This is a genomic window from Streptomyces roseolilacinus, assembly GCF_014649335.1.
GTDB classification, from domain to species: Bacteria; Actinomycetota; Actinomycetes; order Streptomycetales; family Streptomycetaceae; genus Streptomyces; species Streptomyces roseolilacinus.
This window is the reverse complement of record NZ_BMSV01000001.1, coordinates 598,657-615,583: the sequence shown is the minus strand read 5'-3', so window position 1 is coordinate 615,583 and position 16,927 is coordinate 598,657. Positions and strand designations below refer to the sequence as shown.

Here is a 16,927-nt window from a genome sequence, read left to right as displayed (position 1 = left end):
TCCGGAGAGGCCCACCCCATGCCGAACGACGGATCCGCCGCCGCGGGCTCCGCTCACCCGGGTACGACACCGCCGGACCCGGAGGCCGACACCGGGACGGCCGCCGCCGGGTCCGGTGCGGCGGAGCCCGGCGACACCGCCCGGACCGCCGCACCGGCTGAAGCCGGGGCCGGTGCCGCAGCGGGCGCAGGTGCCGCCGGGTCGGGCGCCGCGGTGGAGGACGCCGGGACCGACGCCGACGCCGACGGTGCCGACGCCGCCGCCGGGGCGGAGGCCGTCGTCGGGACGGGCGCCGCCGCCGGGGTGCTCGCCGCCGCCGGCGCCGCCGTGGCCGGGGCCGTGGTGGTGTCCGGGCATCCGGGCGGGAGGCCGCCGCGGGACGAGGCGCCGTCGGGCCGCAGCCCCGCCGAGGGCGACGCCGACGGGGACGCGAGCCCCCGTCAGGAGGCCGAGCAGAAGGGCGCTCCCGCCGGGAGCCCCGCCGGGACCGACGCGTCGCGGGACGGCGGGGCCACCGCTCCGGGCGCCTCGCGGCGACCGCCGCCCACCGTGGTGACCGAGGGGACCGTCCCGCCCGAAGGGGGCGGACGGGCCGCCCCCGGCGACGCGCCCGCGCCCGCACGGCAGTGGCCGCTGCTCACCGTGCTCGGGATCACCGCGCTCGGGCTGCTGATCGTCGGGATCGACCCGTTCCCGCACGCGCCGCGGATCGGGGCGCTGCTGATCGGCGCCGCGCTGCTGACGGGCGCCGGGATGCGGCGCGCGCTGCCCTCCGTCGGGATGCTCGCCGTGCGGTCCCGGTTCACCGACATGATCACGTACGGGGTGCTGGGCGGCGGCATCGTCCTCTTCGCCCTGATGACCCAGCCGGAACCGTGGCTGGACATCCCCTTCCTGAAGGAAGTGGTCCGCTTCACGGTGCGCTAGGGAGTGTCTTCAAAGTGGCGTCGTTCGCCCGCCCGGCAGACGAGACTTTGAAGACACGACCCAGGAGCCGTCGTACGGCTCCTGGACGGCGGCGCCCATCCCCTCCCCCGAGTACAGGACGGGCGCCGCGCGCACCAACAGCGTCACGGACGCGCCAAAATTGATCAAGGTGTGTCCGCCCCCTGTGGCACGGAAGTGACCATTCCGGAACTGTGTGAGCACGGGGCCACAAGTGGGAAACCGACTGCCGGAACTGTCATCCTGGGCGCGCGCGCCCGGACGGGCGCGCCGGGTGGTCCGGGTGGTCCGGAGCGCCCGGGGACGCAAGGGGGGAGCATGCCTCGCTGGAAGGCGCTGCCGGAGCAACTGGACCCGCGGATACGGGAGTTCACCGACACGCTGCGCAGGCTGGTGGATCGCGGCGGGCTGGGGCTCGGCGCGCTCGCGGACCGCACGGGGTACGGCAGGAGCTCCTGGGAGCGGTACCTCGACGGACGACTGCCCGTCCCCGAGGGCGCCGTCCTGGCCCTGGCCGAGGCGACCGGCACGGACCCGGTGCACCTGACCACCCTGTGGGAACTGGCCGAACGCGCCTGGAGCAGCGCCGAGATGCGCCGCGACCGGACCGTGGAGGCCCTCCGCGCCGCCCAGGCCCGCGCCGCCCTCGACGCCCCGGCCGCCCGTACTCCCGCCGCCCCGCACGCCCCCGTGCCCGCGCGCGGCACCCGCGCGGGCGGCCCCGGGGCCGGCCCCGCGCCGGCGGCCGCGCACGACACCCCGGCCCGGCGCGCCGGGCGCACCGTCGCCATGTTCTTCGCGGCGCCTTCGGCACCCTCCTCGTGTTCGCCGCGGCCCTCTACCTCTCCGGCTTCGGCGAGGACCGGACGCGCCGGCCCGCCGGTCCGGCCGCCGCCCCCGGGCCCGCCGCGCCGCCCGCCGCCTCCGGCCTCCCGGTCGGCGTCGGCTGCCACCGGGGCGCCTGCGACGGACAGGACCCGCACGCCATGGGCTGCGGCGGGTCGTACGGCGCCACCGTCGCGTCCACCGTCGTCGGCACCGCCCTCGTGGAGGTCCGCTACAGCAGCGCGTGCGACGCCGCCTGGGCCCGCATCAGCCGGGCCGCCCCCGGCGACACCGTCGAGGTCACCACCGCGGGAACCGTCCGGAGCGCCGCGGCCGACGCCGACGGCGACGCGTACACCCCGATGGTCGTCGTCCCCGCGGGTACCGACGCGGGCGCCTGCGCCAGGCTCCGGAGCGGCACGGAGGGCTGCACGGCGGCCCCGTGACGGCGCGGCGGTCACCCGTCCGGGTGAGCTGGACCACAAGGGGGCGGGGGTTCAAGGGGGGTCGGGTCGGATAGCCTGACCGCTGGATATCTCCACGTCGAGAGAGTGCGCGGCGACACCGGGCATCCTCGGCGCGGAAGACGTCCGCCACCCGGGGCAGGGACCCCCACCGCCAGCTGTCTTACGGAGATCGCACATGACCCGCACTCCCGTGAATGTCACCGTCACCGGCGCGGCCGGCCAGATCGGCTACGCGCTGCTGTTCCGCATCGCCTCCGGTCACCTGCTCGGCGCCGACGTGCCGGTCAAGCTGCGCCTCCTGGAGATCCCGCAGGGCCTGAAGGCCGCCGAGGGCACCGCCATGGAGCTCGACGACTGCGCCTTCCCGCTGCTGCGCGGCATCGACATCACCGACGACCCGAACGTCGCCTTCGACGGCGCGAACGTCGCCCTCCTCGTCGGCGCCCGCCCCCGCACCAAGGGCATGGAGCGCGGCGACCTGCTGGAGGCCAACGGCGGCATCTTCAAGCCCCAGGGCAAGGCCATCAACGACCACGCCGCGGACGACATCCGGGTCCTGGTCGTCGGCAACCCGGCCAACACCAACGCCCTCATCGCCCAGGCCGCCGCCCCGGACGTACCGGCCGAGCGCTTCACCGCGATGACCCGCCTCGACCACAACCGCGCGATCTCGCAGCTCGCCGCCAGGACCGGCGCCGCCGTCTCCGACATCAAGCGGCTGACGATCTGGGGCAACCACTCCGCCACGCAGTACCCGGACATCTTCCACGCCACCGTCGGCGGCAGGAACGCCGCCGAGGTCGTCGACGACGAGAAGTGGCTGGCCGACGAGTTCATCCCGACCGTCGCCAAGCGCGGCGCGGCCATCATCGAGGCCCGCGGCGCCTCCTCCGCCGCCTCCGCCGCGAACGCCGCCATCGACCACGTCCACACGTGGGTCAACGGCACCGCCGAGGGCGACTGGACCTCCATGGGCATCCCGTCCGACGGCTCGTACGGCGTGCCGGAGGGCCTGATCTCCTCCTTCCCGGTCACCTGCAAGGACGGCGCGTACGAGATCGTCCAGGGTCTCGACATCAACGAGTTCTCCCGCACCCGCATCGACGCGTCGGTGAAGGAGCTGGAGGAGGAGCGCGACGCCGTGCGCGGCCTCGGCCTCATCTGACCCACCCGCGTCACCCCGCACCACCCCGTACCACCGGAAACGCCCCCGGACGGCCTCGCGCCGCCGGGGGCTTTCTGTTGCGTGAACACGATCGAATGTAGTACTTCTTATACATGAGCGAGCAGGTGCACAACAGGCTGGCCGTCGTGCGGGCCGAACGGAAGGTGTCCAGACAGGCACTGGCCGAAGCGGTGGGCGTCCACTACCAGACCATCGGCTACATCGAGCGGGGCCAGTACAACCCCAGCCTCGACCTGGCCCTGAAGCTGGCCGCCCACTTCCGGCTCCCCGTGGAGGCGCTGTTCTCCCTGGAGCCGTTCCCGCCGCTCACGCAAGAGATCTACGGGGAACACGGGAGGACCACCTCATGAGGACCGCGACGCGCTACGACCGGCAGATGTACGCGCTCATGAACCGGCGCGAGGCCGCGCCGCTCCACGCCACGGCCGCCCGCAGGCGCGCGCTCGTCGCCGTCCACGTCGCGCTGACCGCCGCCGCGGCCGCCGCGTGGCTGGCGACGGTCGTCGCCGACGTCTTCTGGGCGACGTTCGCGATGCTCGGCCTGCTGCTGCCCTGGGTGGTCGCCACCGGGGGCATCAACGCCGCCACGCGCGGCCTGCTCGAACTGCGCGGCCGGATGCTCGACGAGCGTCAACTCGCCGAGCGCGACAGGGTCCGCGCCATCGCCCACCGCGTCACCACCACCCTCCTCCTCCTCGGCACGGCCGTGTTCGGGGTGCTGCTGTGGACGACCGGCGTGGAGGCGGACGGCGGACTCGTCTTCGCCGTCCTGTTCACCGCGCTCGTCGTGCACTGGCTGATGCCGCTGTGGGTGGCCGGACTGCGCGCCGAGGACGACGTGCACGGCGACGCCGACGACCTGGCGTGAGTGACCCCCGCCACTTTCGCGCATGCTTTCCCCCACCCCGGGCAGGGGGCCCGATCGCCGGTCACGGAGAGTCCTGACCGCGCCGGGCAGGGAAGGCAACGCGCGAAGTGTCGGAGCACCAAGAGAAGAGCATCCACGTGGCGGGGGAGTGGCGAACGGCCGCTTCCGGAGCCACCCGCGAGGTCCTCGACCCCGCCGACGCCACGGTCCTCGCGGTCGTGGCGGAGGGCGGGGCGGAGGACGCCGACGCCGCGATCGCCGCCGCACACGAGGCGTTCGGCAACGGCCGGGGGCCGTGGCCGGCCACCCCGGTCGCCGAACGGGCCGCCCTGCTGCGGCGCGTGGCGGACCTCCTCCGGCGCGACCGCGAGGAACTGGGCCTGCTGGAGAGCCGCGACGCCGGCAAGACCCTCGAAGAGGGCCGCGTCGACGTCGACTGCGTCGCCGACGCCTTCCGCTACTTCGCGGACCTCGTCGCGGGCGAGAGCGGCGGCCGCGTCGTCGACGCCGGGTCACCCGACGTCCACAGCGTCGTCGTCCACGAACCGGTCGGCGTGTGCGCCCTCATCACCCCCTGGAACTACCCGCTGCTCCAGGCCAGCTGGAAGATCGCGCCCGCCCTCGCCGCCGGCAACACCGTCGTCGTCAAGCCGAGCGAGATCACCCCGCTGACGACGATCGCCCTCGTGCGGCTCCTCGTCGAGGCGGGCCTCCCCGACGGCGCCGCCAACCTCGTCACCGGCCCCGGCGACCCCGTCGGCGCCCGCATGGCCGAACACCCCCTCGTCGACCTCGTGTCCTTCACCGGCGGCCTCGCCAGCGGCACCCGGGTGATGCGCGCCGCCGCCGACACCGTCAAGAAGGTCGCCCTCGAACTCGGCGGCAAGAACCCCAACGTGGTCTTCGCCGACGCCTGCACCACCGCCGAGGGCTTCGACACCGCCGTCGACCAGGCCCTCAACGCCGCGTTCGTCCACAGCGGCCAGGTCTGCTCGGCCGGCTCCCGGCTCATCGTCGAGGAGTCCCTGCGGGAACGGTTCGTCGCCGAACTGGCCCGCCGCGCCGACCGCATCCGCATCGGCCGCGGCACCGACCCCGGCGTCGAGTGCGGCCCCCTCGTCTCCGCGGCCCAGCTCGCCCGTACCGAGGACTTCGTCGCCTCCGCCCTCGCGGAGGGCGCCGTCCTGCGCGCCGGCGGCGAACGCCCCGACGAACCCGGCCTGGCGGACGGCTGGTTCTACCGGCCCACCGTCCTCGACCGCTGCCACCGCGGCATGCGGATCGTCCGCGAGGAGGTCTTCGGACCCGTCCTCACCGTCGAGACGTTCCGCACCGAGGACGAGGCCGTCGCCCTCGCCAACGACACCGAGTACGGCCTCGCCGGAGCCGTCTGGACCGCCGACGCCGGCCGCGCCCGCCGCGTCGCCGGCCGCCTGCGCCACGGCACCGTCTGGATCAACGACTTCCACCCCTACCTGCCGCAGGCGGAGTGGGGCGGCTTCGGCAAGAGCGGCATCGGCCGCGAACTCGGCCCCGCCGGACTCGCCGAGTACCGCGAGAGCAAGCACGTCTACCAGAACCTCGCCCCGCGCCCCGTGCGCTGGTTCAAGGGCTGAGCGGCGACGACCACACGGGACGCAGGAAGCACACACACCATGAACACCACCCCTGAGCACACCCCTCCCTCCGCCGAGTACGACTACGTCGTCGTCGGCGGCGGCACCGCGGGCTCCGTCATCGCCCGCCGCCTCACCGAGGACCCCGGCGTCACCGTCGCGGTCGTCGAGGGCGGCCCCGACGACCGCGACCGGCCCGACGTCCTCACCCTCCGCCGCTGGCTCGGCCTCCTCGGCGGCGACCTGGACTACGACTACCCCACCGTCGAACAGCCGCGCGGCAACTCCCACATCCGCCACAGCCGCGCCCGCGTCCTCGGCGGCTGCTCCTCCCACAACACGCTCATCTCGTTCAAGCCGCTCCCGTCCGACTGGGACGAGTGGGCCGAGGCGGGCGCCGAGGGCTGGCACGCCGCCGCCATGGACCCGTACTACGACCGGCTCCTCAACCACATCGTCCCCGTCGCCGAGAAGGACCGGAACCCCATCGCCCGCGACTTCGTCGACGCCGCGCAGCGGGCGCTCGGCGTCCCGCGCGTCGAGGGCTTCAACCGCAAGCCGTTCCACGAGGGCGCCGGCTTCTTCGACCTCGCCTACCACCCGGAGGACAACAAGCGCTCCTCGGCGTCCGTCGCCTACCTCCACCCCGTCATGGACGAGCGCCCGAACCTGCGCGTCCTGCTGGAGACCTGGGCGTACCGGCTGGAGCTCGACGGCACCCGGGCGCGCGGCGTCCACGTCCGCGCCGCGGACGGCACCGAGACGCTGCTGACCGCCCGCCGCGAGGTGGTCCTCTGCGCCGGGGCCGTCGACACGCCCCGCCTGCTGATGCACTCCGGCATCGGCCCGGGGCGGGACCTGGAGGCGCTGGGCATCCCCGTCGCCCACGACCTGCCGGGCGTCGGCGAGAACCTGCTCGACCACCCCGAGTCCGTCATCGTCTGGGAGACCCACGGCCCCATCCCCGACAACTCCGCCATGGACAGCGACGCCGGGCTGTTCGTGCGCCGCGACCCCGACGGGCCGGGCCCCGACCTGATGTTCCACTTCTACCAGATCCCCTTCACCGACAACCCCGAGCGCCTCGGCTACGAGAAGCCCGCGCACGGCGTGTCGATGACGCCGAACATCCCCAAGCCGCGCAGCCGCGGCCGCCTCTACCTGACCAGCGCCGACCCCGAGGTGAAGCCCGCCCTCGACTTCCGGTACTTCACCGACGAGGACGACTACGACGCGCGCACCCTCGTCGACGGCATCCGCGCCGCCCGCGAGATCGCGCGGACGCAGCCGCTCGCCGGCTGGCTCAAGCGCGAGGTCTGCCCCGGCCCCGAGGTCACCGGGGACGAGGAGCTGAGCGAGTACGCCCGCCGGGCCGCCCACACCGTCTACCACCCCGCCGGCACCTGCCGGATGGGCGCCGCCGACGACGAACTGGCGGTGGTCGACCCCGATCTGAGGGTGCGCGGAGTGGACGGTCTGCGCGTCGCCGACGCGTCCGTCTTCCCGACGATGACCGCCGTCAACCCGATGGTGGCGGTGCTCATGGTCGGGGAGAAGGCCGCCGAACTGCTGGGGGGTGGGGCCCGGTGAACACCACCGCCACGACGCCCGTCTTCGGCGTCCGCAACCTGTGGAAGGTCTTCGGCCCCCGGGCCGACCGCGTCCCCGGCGACCCGCTCCTGGCCGACCTCCCCCAGGCCGACCTGCGCGCCCGCACCGGCTGCACCGCCGCCGTCCGGGACGTGTCCTTCGACGTCCGCAAGGGTGAGGTCTTCGTCGTCATGGGCCTGTCCGGCTCCGGCAAGTCCACCCTCGTCCGCTGCCTGACCCGGCTCATCGAACCGACCTCCGGCACCCTGGAGATCGACGGCGACGACGTGCTCGCCATGGACGGGAGCCGGCTGCGCGAGCTGCGCCGCCGCCGCGCCGCCATGGTCTTCCAGCACTTCGGCCTGCTCCCGCACCGCTCCGTCCTCGACAACGTCGCGTACGGGCTGGAGATCCAGGGCGTGGGCCGCGCCGAACGGCGCGCCCGGGCCGCCGGGTTCGTCGAGAAGGTCGGCCTCGCCGGGCTGGAGCACCGCAGGCCCGGCCAGCTGTCCGGCGGGCAGCAGCAGCGCGTCGGGCTCGCCCGCGCCCTCGCCGTCGACCCCGAGGTGCTGCTGTTCGACGAGCCGTTCAGCGCGCTCGACCCGCTGATCCGGCGCGACATGCAGGAGGAGGTCGTCCGGCTCCACCGCGAGGAGGGCCGCACGATGGTCTTCATCACCCACGACCTCGGCGAGGCGCTGCGCGTCGGCGACCGGATCGCCCTCATGCGCGACGGGCGGATCGTCCAGCTGGGCACGCCCGAGGAGATCGTCGGCGCCCCCGCCGACGACTACGTGCGGGACTTCGTCCGCGACGTGCCGCGCGAACAGGTCGTAACCGTCCGCACGGCCATGCGCCCGATGCGCGCGGACGACGCCGGCAACGGACCGGCGCTGCCGCCCGGCGCGACCGTCTCCGAGGCCATCACGGCCGCCGCCCACGGCGGCGGCACCCCGGTCCGCGTCGTCGAGAACGGCCGCTGCCTGGGCGTGGTCGACCCCCAGACCCTCCTGGGAGTCGTCGCGGGGGTCACGCCCCCGGCCGGAAAGGCGGCGGCATGACCCCCACCACCACCTCGAAACAGGGCCCCGGCGAGAAGCGCCCCACCGCTCCTCGCCCCACCGCCCCCCGCCGCCCCGCGAACGCCGCCCCGGGGGAGGCCCCCACCACCCCACGGCCGGCCCCCGCGGCCCCCACCCCCACCACCACCGGCGCCGGCGCGACGGACGACGGGTCCCCCACGACCGTCGTCCCCCCGCGCGTCCCGGACGACGGGTCCCCCACGACCGTCGTCCGCCCCCGAACGCCGGAGGGCGGTGGCGCCCCGCCGGCCGCGCGGGGCGCCACCGCCCCGGCCCCGTCCACCGCCCCGCCCGCACTCCGCCCCGGCACCCCCACGCCGGACGGCGGCACCACGGCGGCCTGCACCCCCGCCCCGGCCGGCACCGGCACCGCGGCGGCGGGCGGGCGCCGGGCCCCGTGGCGGAGGCCGCGGGTGCTCGGCGGGGCCGCGTCGGCCCTCGTGCTCGGGCTCGCCGGGGCCCTGCTGCTGGGAGGGGGCGGATGGCCCGCGGGGCTGACCGTCGACCTCTCCGCACCGCTCGACGACGCCAACCAGTGGGTCCTCGACAACCGGGACACCCACCCCCTCTTCCTGTACTTCCTCCTCCACCTCTCCAACACCGCCGTGGACGCCGTGAACGCCGTGTACGGGGTGCTCGCCGCCATGGGCTGGCCCGGCGTCCTCACCGCCGGGGTGCTGCTCGCCTGGCGCGCCGCCGGGTTCGACCGGCGCGGCGCGCGGGTCGCCTGCGTGGCGTTCGGGGCGTTCGCCCTGTGCGGGCTGCTCGGCATGTGGGACGCCACGCTGCTCACCCTCGCCCTGATGGTGGTCGCCGTGGCCGTCGCCGCGCTGCTCGGCGCGCTCATCGGCCTCGCCGCCGGACTGTCGGACCGGGTGGACCGCGCGCTGCGGCCGGTCCTCGACACGATGCAGGTGCTGCCCGCGTTCGCGTACCTGCTGCCGTTCGTGCTGGTCTTCGGCACCGGCACCCCCGCCGCCCTGTTCTGCACGGTCATCTACGCGGCCCCGCCCATGGCCCGGCTCACCGCGCTCGGCCTGCGCTCCGCCGACCCGGGCGTCCTGGAGGCGGCCGTGTCCCTCGGCGCGAACGGCCGCCAGCGGCTGTGGACCGCGCGGCTGCCGCTGGCCCGCCGCCGGATGCTCCTCGGCCTCAACCAGACGATCATGATGGCGCTGTCCATGGTCGTCATCGCCGCCCTCGTCGGCGCGGGCGGCCTCGGCGAGGAGGTCTACTCGGCGCTGTCCACCGTCGACGTGGGCAAGGCCCTCGCCGCGGGCATCCCGATCGTGCTGATCGCCGTCTGGCTGGACCGCACGACCGCCGCGGCCGGCGACCGCCTGGGCGCCACCGCGCCGCGCCGCGGCCTCCTGCACGGCCGCTCCGCGTGGGCGCTCGCCGCCGGGGGCACCCTGGCCGCCACGCTCGCCGGCCTCGCGTTCGGCACCACCTGGCCGCGCGGCTGGACGTACGACATCTCCACCCCCGTCAACCGGGCGCAGGACTGGATCGTCGACCACCTCTCCACCGGCGTGCCCCTCGTCGGCGGCACCCAGGTCTGGTCGGACGCCTTCACGGTGGGGCTGCTCAACCCGCTGCGCGACGGGCTCCAGTGGCTTCCCTGGTGGGCGCTGCTGCTGCTCGTCGCCGCCCTGGCCCGGCTGGTCGGCACGTGGCTGTCGGCGCTGACCGCGACGGCCGCGCTCGCCGCGACCGGCGTGCTCGGCGTGTGGACGAAGTCCCTCGACACGCTCTCCCAGGTCGTCGCCGCCCTCGCCGTCACCCTCGTCGTCGGCGTGCTCACCGGTGTGGCGTGCGCCCGGCTGCGGTGGGTCGAGCGCTGGCTGCGGCCGGTGCTGGACACGCTCCAGACGATGCCGCAGTTCGTGTACCTGATCCCGGTCGTCGCCCTGTTCGGCGTCAGCCGCGCCGCGGCGATCACCGCGGCGGTCGTGTACGCGCTGCCCGCCGTCGTCCGCATCACCGCGCAGGGCGTGCGCGAGGTCGACCCGGCGGCGCTGGAGGCGGCCCGCTCGATGGGCGCCTCCACCCGGCAGCAGCTGTTCCAGGTGCAGCTCCCGCTCGCCCGCCCGGCGCTCAAGCTCGCCGTCAACCAGGGCGTCGTGCTGGTCCTCGCCGTGGTCGTCGTCGGCGGTCTCGTCGGCGGTGGCGCCCTCGGCTACGACGTGGTGAAGGGCCTGTCCCGGGGCGAGATGGGCACCGGCGTGACCGCCGGCCTCGCGATCGTCTGCCTCGGCCTGGTCCTCGACCGGATCACGCAGCCCACCGCGCGCGGCCCCCGGCCCTGACCGCCGCCGCCCCCGCCTTCCCGAAGCCCCCCAGGAGCGCCCCCGTGCCCACCGGAAGTCCCACCGGCAACACCCGCCCCACCCACGGCCCCCGCCCCCCACGCGGCGCCCGTACCGCCCGTGCCCGCCGTGCCGCCCGTACCGCGACCGCGGTCGCCGGCGCCCTCGCCGTCCTCGCGCTCAGCGCGTGCGGCGCCGCCGAGACCGGCAGGTCCCAGCGGGCGGGCGACACCGAGAGGACCGTCACCCTCACCGTCCCCTCCTGGGTCGGCGCCCAGGCCAACACGGCCGTCGCCGCGTACCTCCTGGAGAACGAGCTCGGCTACGAGGTCAGGACGCAGCAGCTGGGCGAGGTCCTCGCCTGGGACGCGCTGTCCAGGAGCGACGTGGACGCGGTCCTGGAGGACTGGGGCCACCCCAAGGAGGAGAAGCGGTACGTCGAGGAGCGGAAGACCGTCGTCAGCGGCGGCGACCTCGGCGTGACCGGGCACATCGGCTGGTACGTCCCGAAGTACTTCGCGGACGCCCACCCGGACGTGACGGACTGGAGGAACCTCGACAAGTACGCCGAGGAGTTCGCGACCGCCGAGAGCGGCGGCAAGGGCCAGATCCTGGAGGGCTCGCCCGACTACGTCACCCACGACGAGGCGATCATCAGGAACCTGGGGCTGGACCTCAAGCCCGTGTACGCGGGCTCCGAGGCGGCGCAGATCACCGCCATCAGGAAGCACGTCGCCCAGAAGAAGCCGTTCCTCACCTACTGGTGGACCCCGCAGTGGCTGAACGCGCAGGTCGACCTCGTCGAGGTGAAGCTGCCCGCGTACCGGGAGGGGTGCGACGCCGACCCGGCGAAGGTCGCCTGCGCCTACCCGCGGACGCCGCTGCGGAAGTTCCTCAACGCCGACTTCGCGAAGGACGGAGGCAAGGCCGCCGCCTTCCTGAAGAACTTCACGTGGACCACCGAGCAGCAGAACGAGGTCGCCCTGATGATCGCCGACCGGAAGCTCTCCCCGGAGGCGGCGGCCGAGGAGTGGGTCAAGGACAACGAGGCCGTCTGGAAGACCTGGCTCCCGAAGTGACCCGCGGGGTCAGGCCGTCCACTCCTCCGCGAGCAGGCCGAGGATCACCTCGTCGGCGAAGCCGCCGTACACCCAGGCGGAACGCCGCAGGGTCCCCTCGACGACGAACCCGGCCCGTTGCGCGGCCGCGATCATCGGGGCGTTGTCGGCGAGGGTCTCGACCTGGAGCCGCCGCATCCCGCGCACGGCGAACCCGTACGCGCACAGCACGCGGACCACGTCGGTGGCCAGCCCCCGTCCCCGGAAGGCGGGCCGCAGCGAGAGCCCCAGGTGGGCGTGCCTGTTGTGGGGGTCGATCCCCCACAGCACGGCCCCGCCCGCCAGCTCGCCCGACCCCAGCTCCACCACCGAGAAGGGGGCCGCGGCCTCCCCGTACCCGGTACCCGCGAACGGGGAGTCCTCCGCGTCCGCCGGGACCGGCACCCAGGGGCGGGAGTCGGTGCGGGTACGGGTCACCACGTCGTCGTACAACTCCGCCTGCAGCACCGGGACGTCGTCCTTGTGCCGGGCCCGCAGCCCGACCTTCTCGCCTCGCAACATTCCCCCTTGCTATCCCGGCCGGCCCCGCCCGCTCAACCGGTTTGCGGGGCGGCCGGGGTCACAGGGCCGCGGCGATGTCGCGCAGGGCCTCCGTCGCCCGGTGGTGCAGGACCGGGCCGTACGTGATCCGGGCGGCGCCCAGCCGGCCCAGCTCGGCGGGCGGCGGGCCGTCGGGCGAGGCGAACGCGTTGAGCGGCACGTCCACCTCCGCGCGCAGCACCGGCAGCAGGTCCGGCGGCGCCAGCAGCGGGTACACGCAGTCCGCGCCCGCCTCCACGTACAGCCGCGCCCGCCGGACCGTCTCCCGCGGGTCCGGCACGCCCCGCACGTAGGTGTCCACGCGGGCGTTGAGGAACACGGCGCCGCCGGTGGCCGCGCGGAACTCCGCCAGCCAGTCGGCGTGCGCGGCCGCGTCCCGCAGCCCGCCCTCCCCGCCGTCCTCCAGGTTCACGCCCACCACGCCCGTGTCGAGGACCCGCGCCGCCAGCTCCTTCGCCGGCAGCCCGTACCCGCCCTCCAGGTCGGCCGAGACGGGCACGTCCACGGCGCGGACGATGCGGGCCACCGCCGCGAACATCTCCTCCGCGGGCGTGTGCCCGTCCTCGTACCCGAGCGACGCCGCCACCCCCGCGGACGGCGTCGCGAGCGCGGGGAACCCCGCCTCGGCGAAGACCCGTGCGCTCGCCGCGTCCCACGGGCCCGGGAGGACCAGCGGGTCCTCCGGGGCCCGGCCGCGGTGGAGGGCCCGGAACACCTGCGCGGGCCCCGCCGCCCCGTGCGACCGCGTCACGCGGTGTGGCCCTTGTGCTGGCCCGGCGCGTAGTGGCCCGGCACCGAGCGGGACGTCACGGCGAACCGGTTCCACGCGTTGATCACGGTGATCGACGCGATCAGGTGGGCCAGTTCCGTCTCGTCGAAGTGCCTGGCGGCCAGCTCGTACACCTCGTCCGGGACGAAGCCCTCCGTCAGCAGGGTGATCGCCTCGGCGAGCTCCAGCGCGGCCAGCTCCTTCTCGGTGTAGAAGTGCCGCGACTCCCGCCAGGCGCTGAGCTGCACGATCCGGCCGATGCTCTCCCCGGCCGCCAGCGCGTCCTTGGAGTGCATGTCCAGGCAGAAGGCGCAGTGGTTGAGCTGCGAGGCGCGGATCTTGACCAGCTCGACCAGCACCGGGTCGAGTCCCTTGTGGGCGGCCGCGTCCAGCCGGACCATCGCCCTGTACACGTCCGGGGCCAGCTCGGAGAGGTTCAGGCGGGCCGGGTGCTCGGTGGCGTGCCCGTCGCCGGTCGGAAGGGTGTCGGGGTGGTGGTCCGCCGGGGTGCCGGCGGGGGTTTCGGTCTGCTGCGTGTCCGTCGTCATGTCCTCGACCGTACGCCCGTGTTGGAGCCCCGGTATGGTCCATTTCCATGACGGAATCACGGGCCATTTCCGCGGCCTTCGGCACCGACCTCCACCTGGAGATCAAGGGTCCCGGCCTGCGCGCCGGGCTCATGGAGGCGCTCCGCGAAGCCGTCAGGAACGGCCGCCTCGCCCCCGGCACCCGGCTGCCGTCGTCCCGCTCCCTCGCCACCGACCTCGGCGTCGCCCGCAACACCGTCGCCGACGCCTACGCCGAACTGGTCGCCGAGGGCTGGCTCACCGCCCGCCAGGGCTCCGGCACCCGCGTCGCCCGCCGCGCCGCCGCCGTCCCCGCCCGGCGGGCGCCGGCCCCCGCGCCGCTGCCGTGGCAGCACGGCCGCCCCCGCCCCGGCAGGCCCCTCCACACGCTCCACCCCGGCACGCCCGACCTCGCCTCCTTCCCGCGCGCCGAGTGGCTCAAGGCCGCCCGCCGCGCCCTGACCGACGCCCCGCACGAGGCGTTCGGCTACTGCAGCCCGCGCGGCCGCCCCGAACTGCGCGCCGTCCTCGCCGAGTACCTGGCCCGCTCGCGTGGCGTGCGCGCCGACCCCGACCGGATCGTCGTCTGCTCCGGCTTCGCCCAGGGGCTGCTGCTGCTCGCCGCCGTCCTGCGGGGCCGCCGCGTCCGGGACGTGGCCGTCGAGTCGTACGGCCTCGACGCGCACTGGGACGCCCTCACCGACGCCGGGCTGCGCACCCCGGCGCTGCCGCTGGACGCGCTCGGCACCCGCACCGAGGCCCTGACCGAGGACGGCGGGCCGCGGCCCGGCGCCGTCCTGATCACGCCCGCCCACCAGTTCCCGCTCGGCGGCGCCCTCCCGCCGGACCGGCGGACCGCGCTCGTCGACTGGGCGCGGGCCTCCGGCGGGCTGGTGCTGGAGGACGACTACGACGGCGAGTTCCGCTACGACCGGCAGCCCGTCGGCGCCCTGCAGAGCCTGGACCCGGAGCGGGTCGTCTACCTGGGCACCGCCAGCAAGTCCCTCGCGCCCGGACTGCGCCTCGGCTGGATGGTGCTGCCCCCGCAGCTGGTCGACGAGGTGATGGCGGCGAAGGGCACCATCGAGTGGGCGTCGAGCACGCTCGACCAGCTCACCCTGGCCGAGTTCATCTCCTCCGGCGCGTACGACCGGCACGTGCGCGGCATGCGGCTGCGCTACCGGCGCCGCCGCGACCAGCTCGTGGCGGCGCTCGCCGAACAGGCGCCCGGCATCCGCGTCACCGGCATCGCCGCCGGGCTGCACGCCGTCCTGGAACTGCCGCCCGGCAGCGAACGGGCCGTGCTGCACGCCGCCGCCCTCCAGGGCCTCGCCCTCCAGGGCCTGGACGCCTTCCGCCACCCGGACGCCGCCCCCGGCCGCGACGCGCTCGTCGTCGGCTACGCCACCCCCACCGACAGCGCCTGGCCCGGCGCCCTCGACGCCCTGTGCAGGGTCCTGCCGTAGCACGCGCCGGCGGCGCCCTCTAGTCTGTGCGGCGTTCCACGCGTCAACGGGGGAGAACCACATGCGCAGACTGCGATCGAGCCACGTCGTGCTCGGAGGGATGGGCGCGCTCGCGCTGACCCTCACCTCCTGCGGAAGCTCCGAGCCGGACAAGCGGTGCGTCGACCGGATCACTCGCGAGGTCCTGCCCGACTACAAGTGCCGCGACGGCGGCGGCGGAAGCAGCAGTGGCAGCGGCAGCGGCGGCTCGTACTACTACGGCGGGTCCTCCTCGAGCGGCCGGGTCGAGGGCGGCAGCTTCGACAAGGCGGCGGTCCAGCGCGGCGGCTTCGGCTGCTCGGGCAGCGGCGGCGGCTGAGCCCGGAGCCGTACGCACCATGGAACGCCACACCATCGAGCCCCGCCCCGACTGGCAGCGCGTCGTCGAGGAGCAGGGCTGCGTCTACCCGCTCACCCGCCACCCCGACGGCTCGCTGCGCCCCTACTGGGACGAGAGCGCCTACTACTCCTTCTCCCTCCCCGAGGTGGAGGCCCTGGAGGAGGTCGTCGAGGAGCTGCACGGCATGTGCCTGGCGGCCGCCGCGCACATCGTCGAGAAGGAACGATTCGCCGACCTCGGCATCACCGACGGGCGGCTCGCCGCGCTGGTCGCCGAGTCCTGGCGGCGCCGCGCCGAACTGCCCTCCCTGTACGGCCGGTTCGACCTGCGCTACGACGGCCGGGGCCCGGCCAAGCTGCTGGAGTACAACGCGGACACGCCCACCTCGCTCGTCGAGGCGGCCAGCCCGCAGTGGTTCTGGATGGAGGACCGCTTCCCCGGCGCCGACCAGTGGAACTCGCTCCACGAACGGCTCGTCGACGCCTGGCGGCGGCAGGCCCGCCTCCTGCCGCCCGGCCCGCTGCACTTCGTCCACTCCGAGGGCGACGAGATCGGCGAGGACCTGATGACGGTCGCGTACCTGCGCGAGACCGCCGAACAGGCCGGGATCGCCACCGAGGCCCTGTCCGTGGAGCAGATCGGCTGGGACCGGCTGTCGGGCCGCTTCGTCGACGACCGGCTGCGCTTCATCCGCAGCTGCTTCAAGCTGTACCCCTGGGAGTGGCTGGTCACCGACGAGTTCGGCCCGCACGTCCTCGACACCCTCGACAACGGCGGCGGCACCGGCAGCACCTGCTGGATCGAACCGGCGTGGAAGATGCTCCTCTCCAACAAGGCGCTCCTCGCCGTCCTGTGGGAGCTGTACCCGGGCCACCCCAACCTGCTGCCCGCCTACCTGGACGGCCCGCGCGAGCTGGCCGACCGGGGCGGGTACGTCGCCAAGCCGCTGCTGGGCCGCGAGGGCGCCGGGGTCACCGTCCACGAGCCGGGCGCCCCGCCCGCCGTGCGCCCCGAGCCGTGCTGCTACCAGGGCCTCGCCCCGCTGCCCGACTTCGACGGCAACCGGGTCGTGCTCGGCGCGTGGGTCGTCGAGGACGAGGCGGCCGGACTCGGCATCCGCGAGTCCTCGGGCCTGGTCACCGACGGGTACGCGCGCTTCCTGCCGCACGTCATCCTCTAGGCGCCCGCGTGCCGCCGGGAC

The 16,927-nt window shown here is 75.0% G+C and carries 16 protein-coding genes and 1 pseudogene; 14 read left to right on the top strand and 3 right to left on the bottom strand.

What is annotated here, in order from left to right; genetic code table 11:
- Window positions 1-18: 18 nt before the first annotated feature.
- The 11 genes and pseudogenes from IE106_RS02755 to IE106_RS02710 all read left to right on the top strand — a co-directional run bounded on the left by IE106_RS02755 (window position 19) and on the right by IE106_RS02710 (window position 11,967).
- Window positions 19-927, top strand: a complete 909-nt coding sequence (locus IE106_RS02755) for a DUF3017 domain-containing protein (RefSeq protein WP_189529600.1) — start codon at window positions 19-21, stop codon at window positions 925-927.
- Window positions 928-1,263: 336 nt separating this feature from the next.
- Window positions 1,264-1,431, top strand: a pseudogene (locus IE106_RS30800) (helix-turn-helix domain-containing protein); the annotation flags it as partial.
- Between the two features lie 335 nt (window positions 1,432-1,766).
- The gene (locus tag IE106_RS30795; RefSeq protein ID WP_308427851.1) at window positions 1,767-2,216 is read left to right on the top strand and encodes a DUF2690 domain-containing protein; all 450 of its coding nucleotides are present in this window, start codon (window positions 1,767-1,769) and stop codon (window positions 2,214-2,216) included.
- A gap of 196 nt (window positions 2,217-2,412) precedes the next feature.
- Window positions 2,413-3,402 carry a malate dehydrogenase gene (locus IE106_RS02745; protein ID WP_189529599.1) on the top strand — a complete coding sequence of 330 codons (990 nt, stop codon included), beginning with the start codon at window positions 2,413-2,415 and terminating at the stop codon, window positions 3,400-3,402.
- Window positions 3,403-3,515: 113 nt separating this feature from the next.
- Window positions 3,516-3,773 carry a helix-turn-helix transcriptional regulator gene (locus IE106_RS02740; protein WP_189529598.1) on the top strand — a complete coding sequence of 86 codons (258 nt, stop codon included), beginning with the start codon at window positions 3,516-3,518 and terminating at the stop codon, window positions 3,771-3,773.
- On the top strand, window positions 3,770-4,291 hold the full coding sequence (locus tag IE106_RS02735) for a hypothetical protein (RefSeq protein WP_189529597.1): 522 nt from the start codon (window positions 3,770-3,772) through the stop codon (window positions 4,289-4,291). Before IE106_RS02740 ends, IE106_RS02735 begins: the two co-directional genes overlap by 4 nt.
- A 107-nt stretch (window positions 4,292-4,398) precedes the next feature.
- Entirely contained in the window at window positions 4,399-5,907 is a 1,509-nt protein-coding gene (locus IE106_RS02730; RefSeq protein WP_229839956.1) for an aldehyde dehydrogenase family protein, read from the top strand.
- A 39-nt stretch (window positions 5,908-5,946) separates the two neighbouring features.
- Window positions 5,947-7,497 carry a GMC family oxidoreductase gene (locus IE106_RS02725; protein WP_189529596.1) on the top strand — a complete coding sequence of 517 codons (1,551 nt, stop codon included), beginning with the start codon at window positions 5,947-5,949 and terminating at the stop codon, window positions 7,495-7,497.
- The gene (locus tag IE106_RS02720; RefSeq protein WP_189529595.1) at window positions 7,494-8,558 is read left to right on the top strand and encodes a quaternary amine ABC transporter ATP-binding protein; all 1,065 of its coding nucleotides are present in this window, start codon (window positions 7,494-7,496) and stop codon (window positions 8,556-8,558) included. Before IE106_RS02725 ends, IE106_RS02720 begins: the two co-directional genes overlap by 4 nt.
- Window positions 8,555-10,888, top strand: a complete 2,334-nt coding sequence (locus tag IE106_RS02715; protein WP_189529594.1) for an ABC transporter permease — start codon at window positions 8,555-8,557, stop codon at window positions 10,886-10,888. Before IE106_RS02720 ends, IE106_RS02715 begins: the two co-directional genes overlap by 4 nt.
- A gap of 44 nt (window positions 10,889-10,932) precedes the next feature.
- Window positions 10,933-11,967 carry an ABC transporter substrate-binding protein gene (locus IE106_RS02710; RefSeq protein ID WP_189529593.1) on the top strand — a complete coding sequence of 345 codons (1,035 nt, stop codon included), beginning with the start codon at window positions 10,933-10,935 and terminating at the stop codon, window positions 11,965-11,967.
- A gap of 9 nt (window positions 11,968-11,976) precedes the next feature.
- Here IE106_RS02710 and IE106_RS02705 read toward each other — a convergent pair whose 3' ends face one another.
- From IE106_RS02705 to IE106_RS02695, 3 genes are read right to left on the bottom strand one after another with little or no spacing between them, the layout of a single operon-like run.
- A complete protein-coding gene (locus IE106_RS02705; protein WP_189529592.1) occupies window positions 11,977-12,507 on the bottom strand; it encodes a GNAT family N-acetyltransferase in 531 nt (176 codons plus the stop codon).
- A 58-nt stretch (window positions 12,508-12,565) separates the two neighbouring features.
- Complete coding sequence (locus IE106_RS02700; RefSeq protein WP_189529591.1) at window positions 12,566-13,297, bottom strand: isocitrate lyase/PEP mutase family protein; 732 nt, start codon at window positions 13,295-13,297, stop codon at window positions 12,566-12,568.
- Window positions 13,294-13,863 (bottom strand): carboxymuconolactone decarboxylase family protein, encoded by a 570-nt coding sequence (locus IE106_RS02695; protein WP_189529590.1) that lies wholly within the window; start codon window positions 13,861-13,863, stop codon window positions 13,294-13,296. Before IE106_RS02695 ends, IE106_RS02700 begins: the two co-directional genes overlap by 4 nt.
- Before the next feature lie 47 nt (window positions 13,864-13,910).
- Here IE106_RS02695 and pdxR point away from each other — a divergent pair, with 47 nt between their 5' ends.
- The 3 genes from pdxR to IE106_RS02680 all read left to right on the top strand — a co-directional run bounded on the left by pdxR (window position 13,911) and on the right by IE106_RS02680 (window position 16,906).
- Window positions 13,911-15,347, top strand: a complete 1,437-nt coding sequence (gene pdxR, locus IE106_RS02690; protein WP_189529589.1) for a MocR-like pyridoxine biosynthesis transcription factor PdxR — start codon at window positions 13,911-13,913, stop codon at window positions 15,345-15,347.
- Window positions 15,348-15,408: 61 nt separating this feature from the next.
- Window positions 15,409-15,705, top strand: coding sequence for a hypothetical protein (locus tag IE106_RS02685; protein ID WP_189529588.1), 297 nt, complete (start codon window positions 15,409-15,411; stop codon window positions 15,703-15,705).
- Window positions 15,706-15,724: 19 nt separating this feature from the next.
- Entirely contained in the window at window positions 15,725-16,906 is a 1,182-nt protein-coding gene (locus IE106_RS02680; RefSeq protein ID WP_189529587.1) for a glutathionylspermidine synthase family protein, read from the top strand.
- Window positions 16,907-16,927 lie beyond the last annotated feature (21 nt).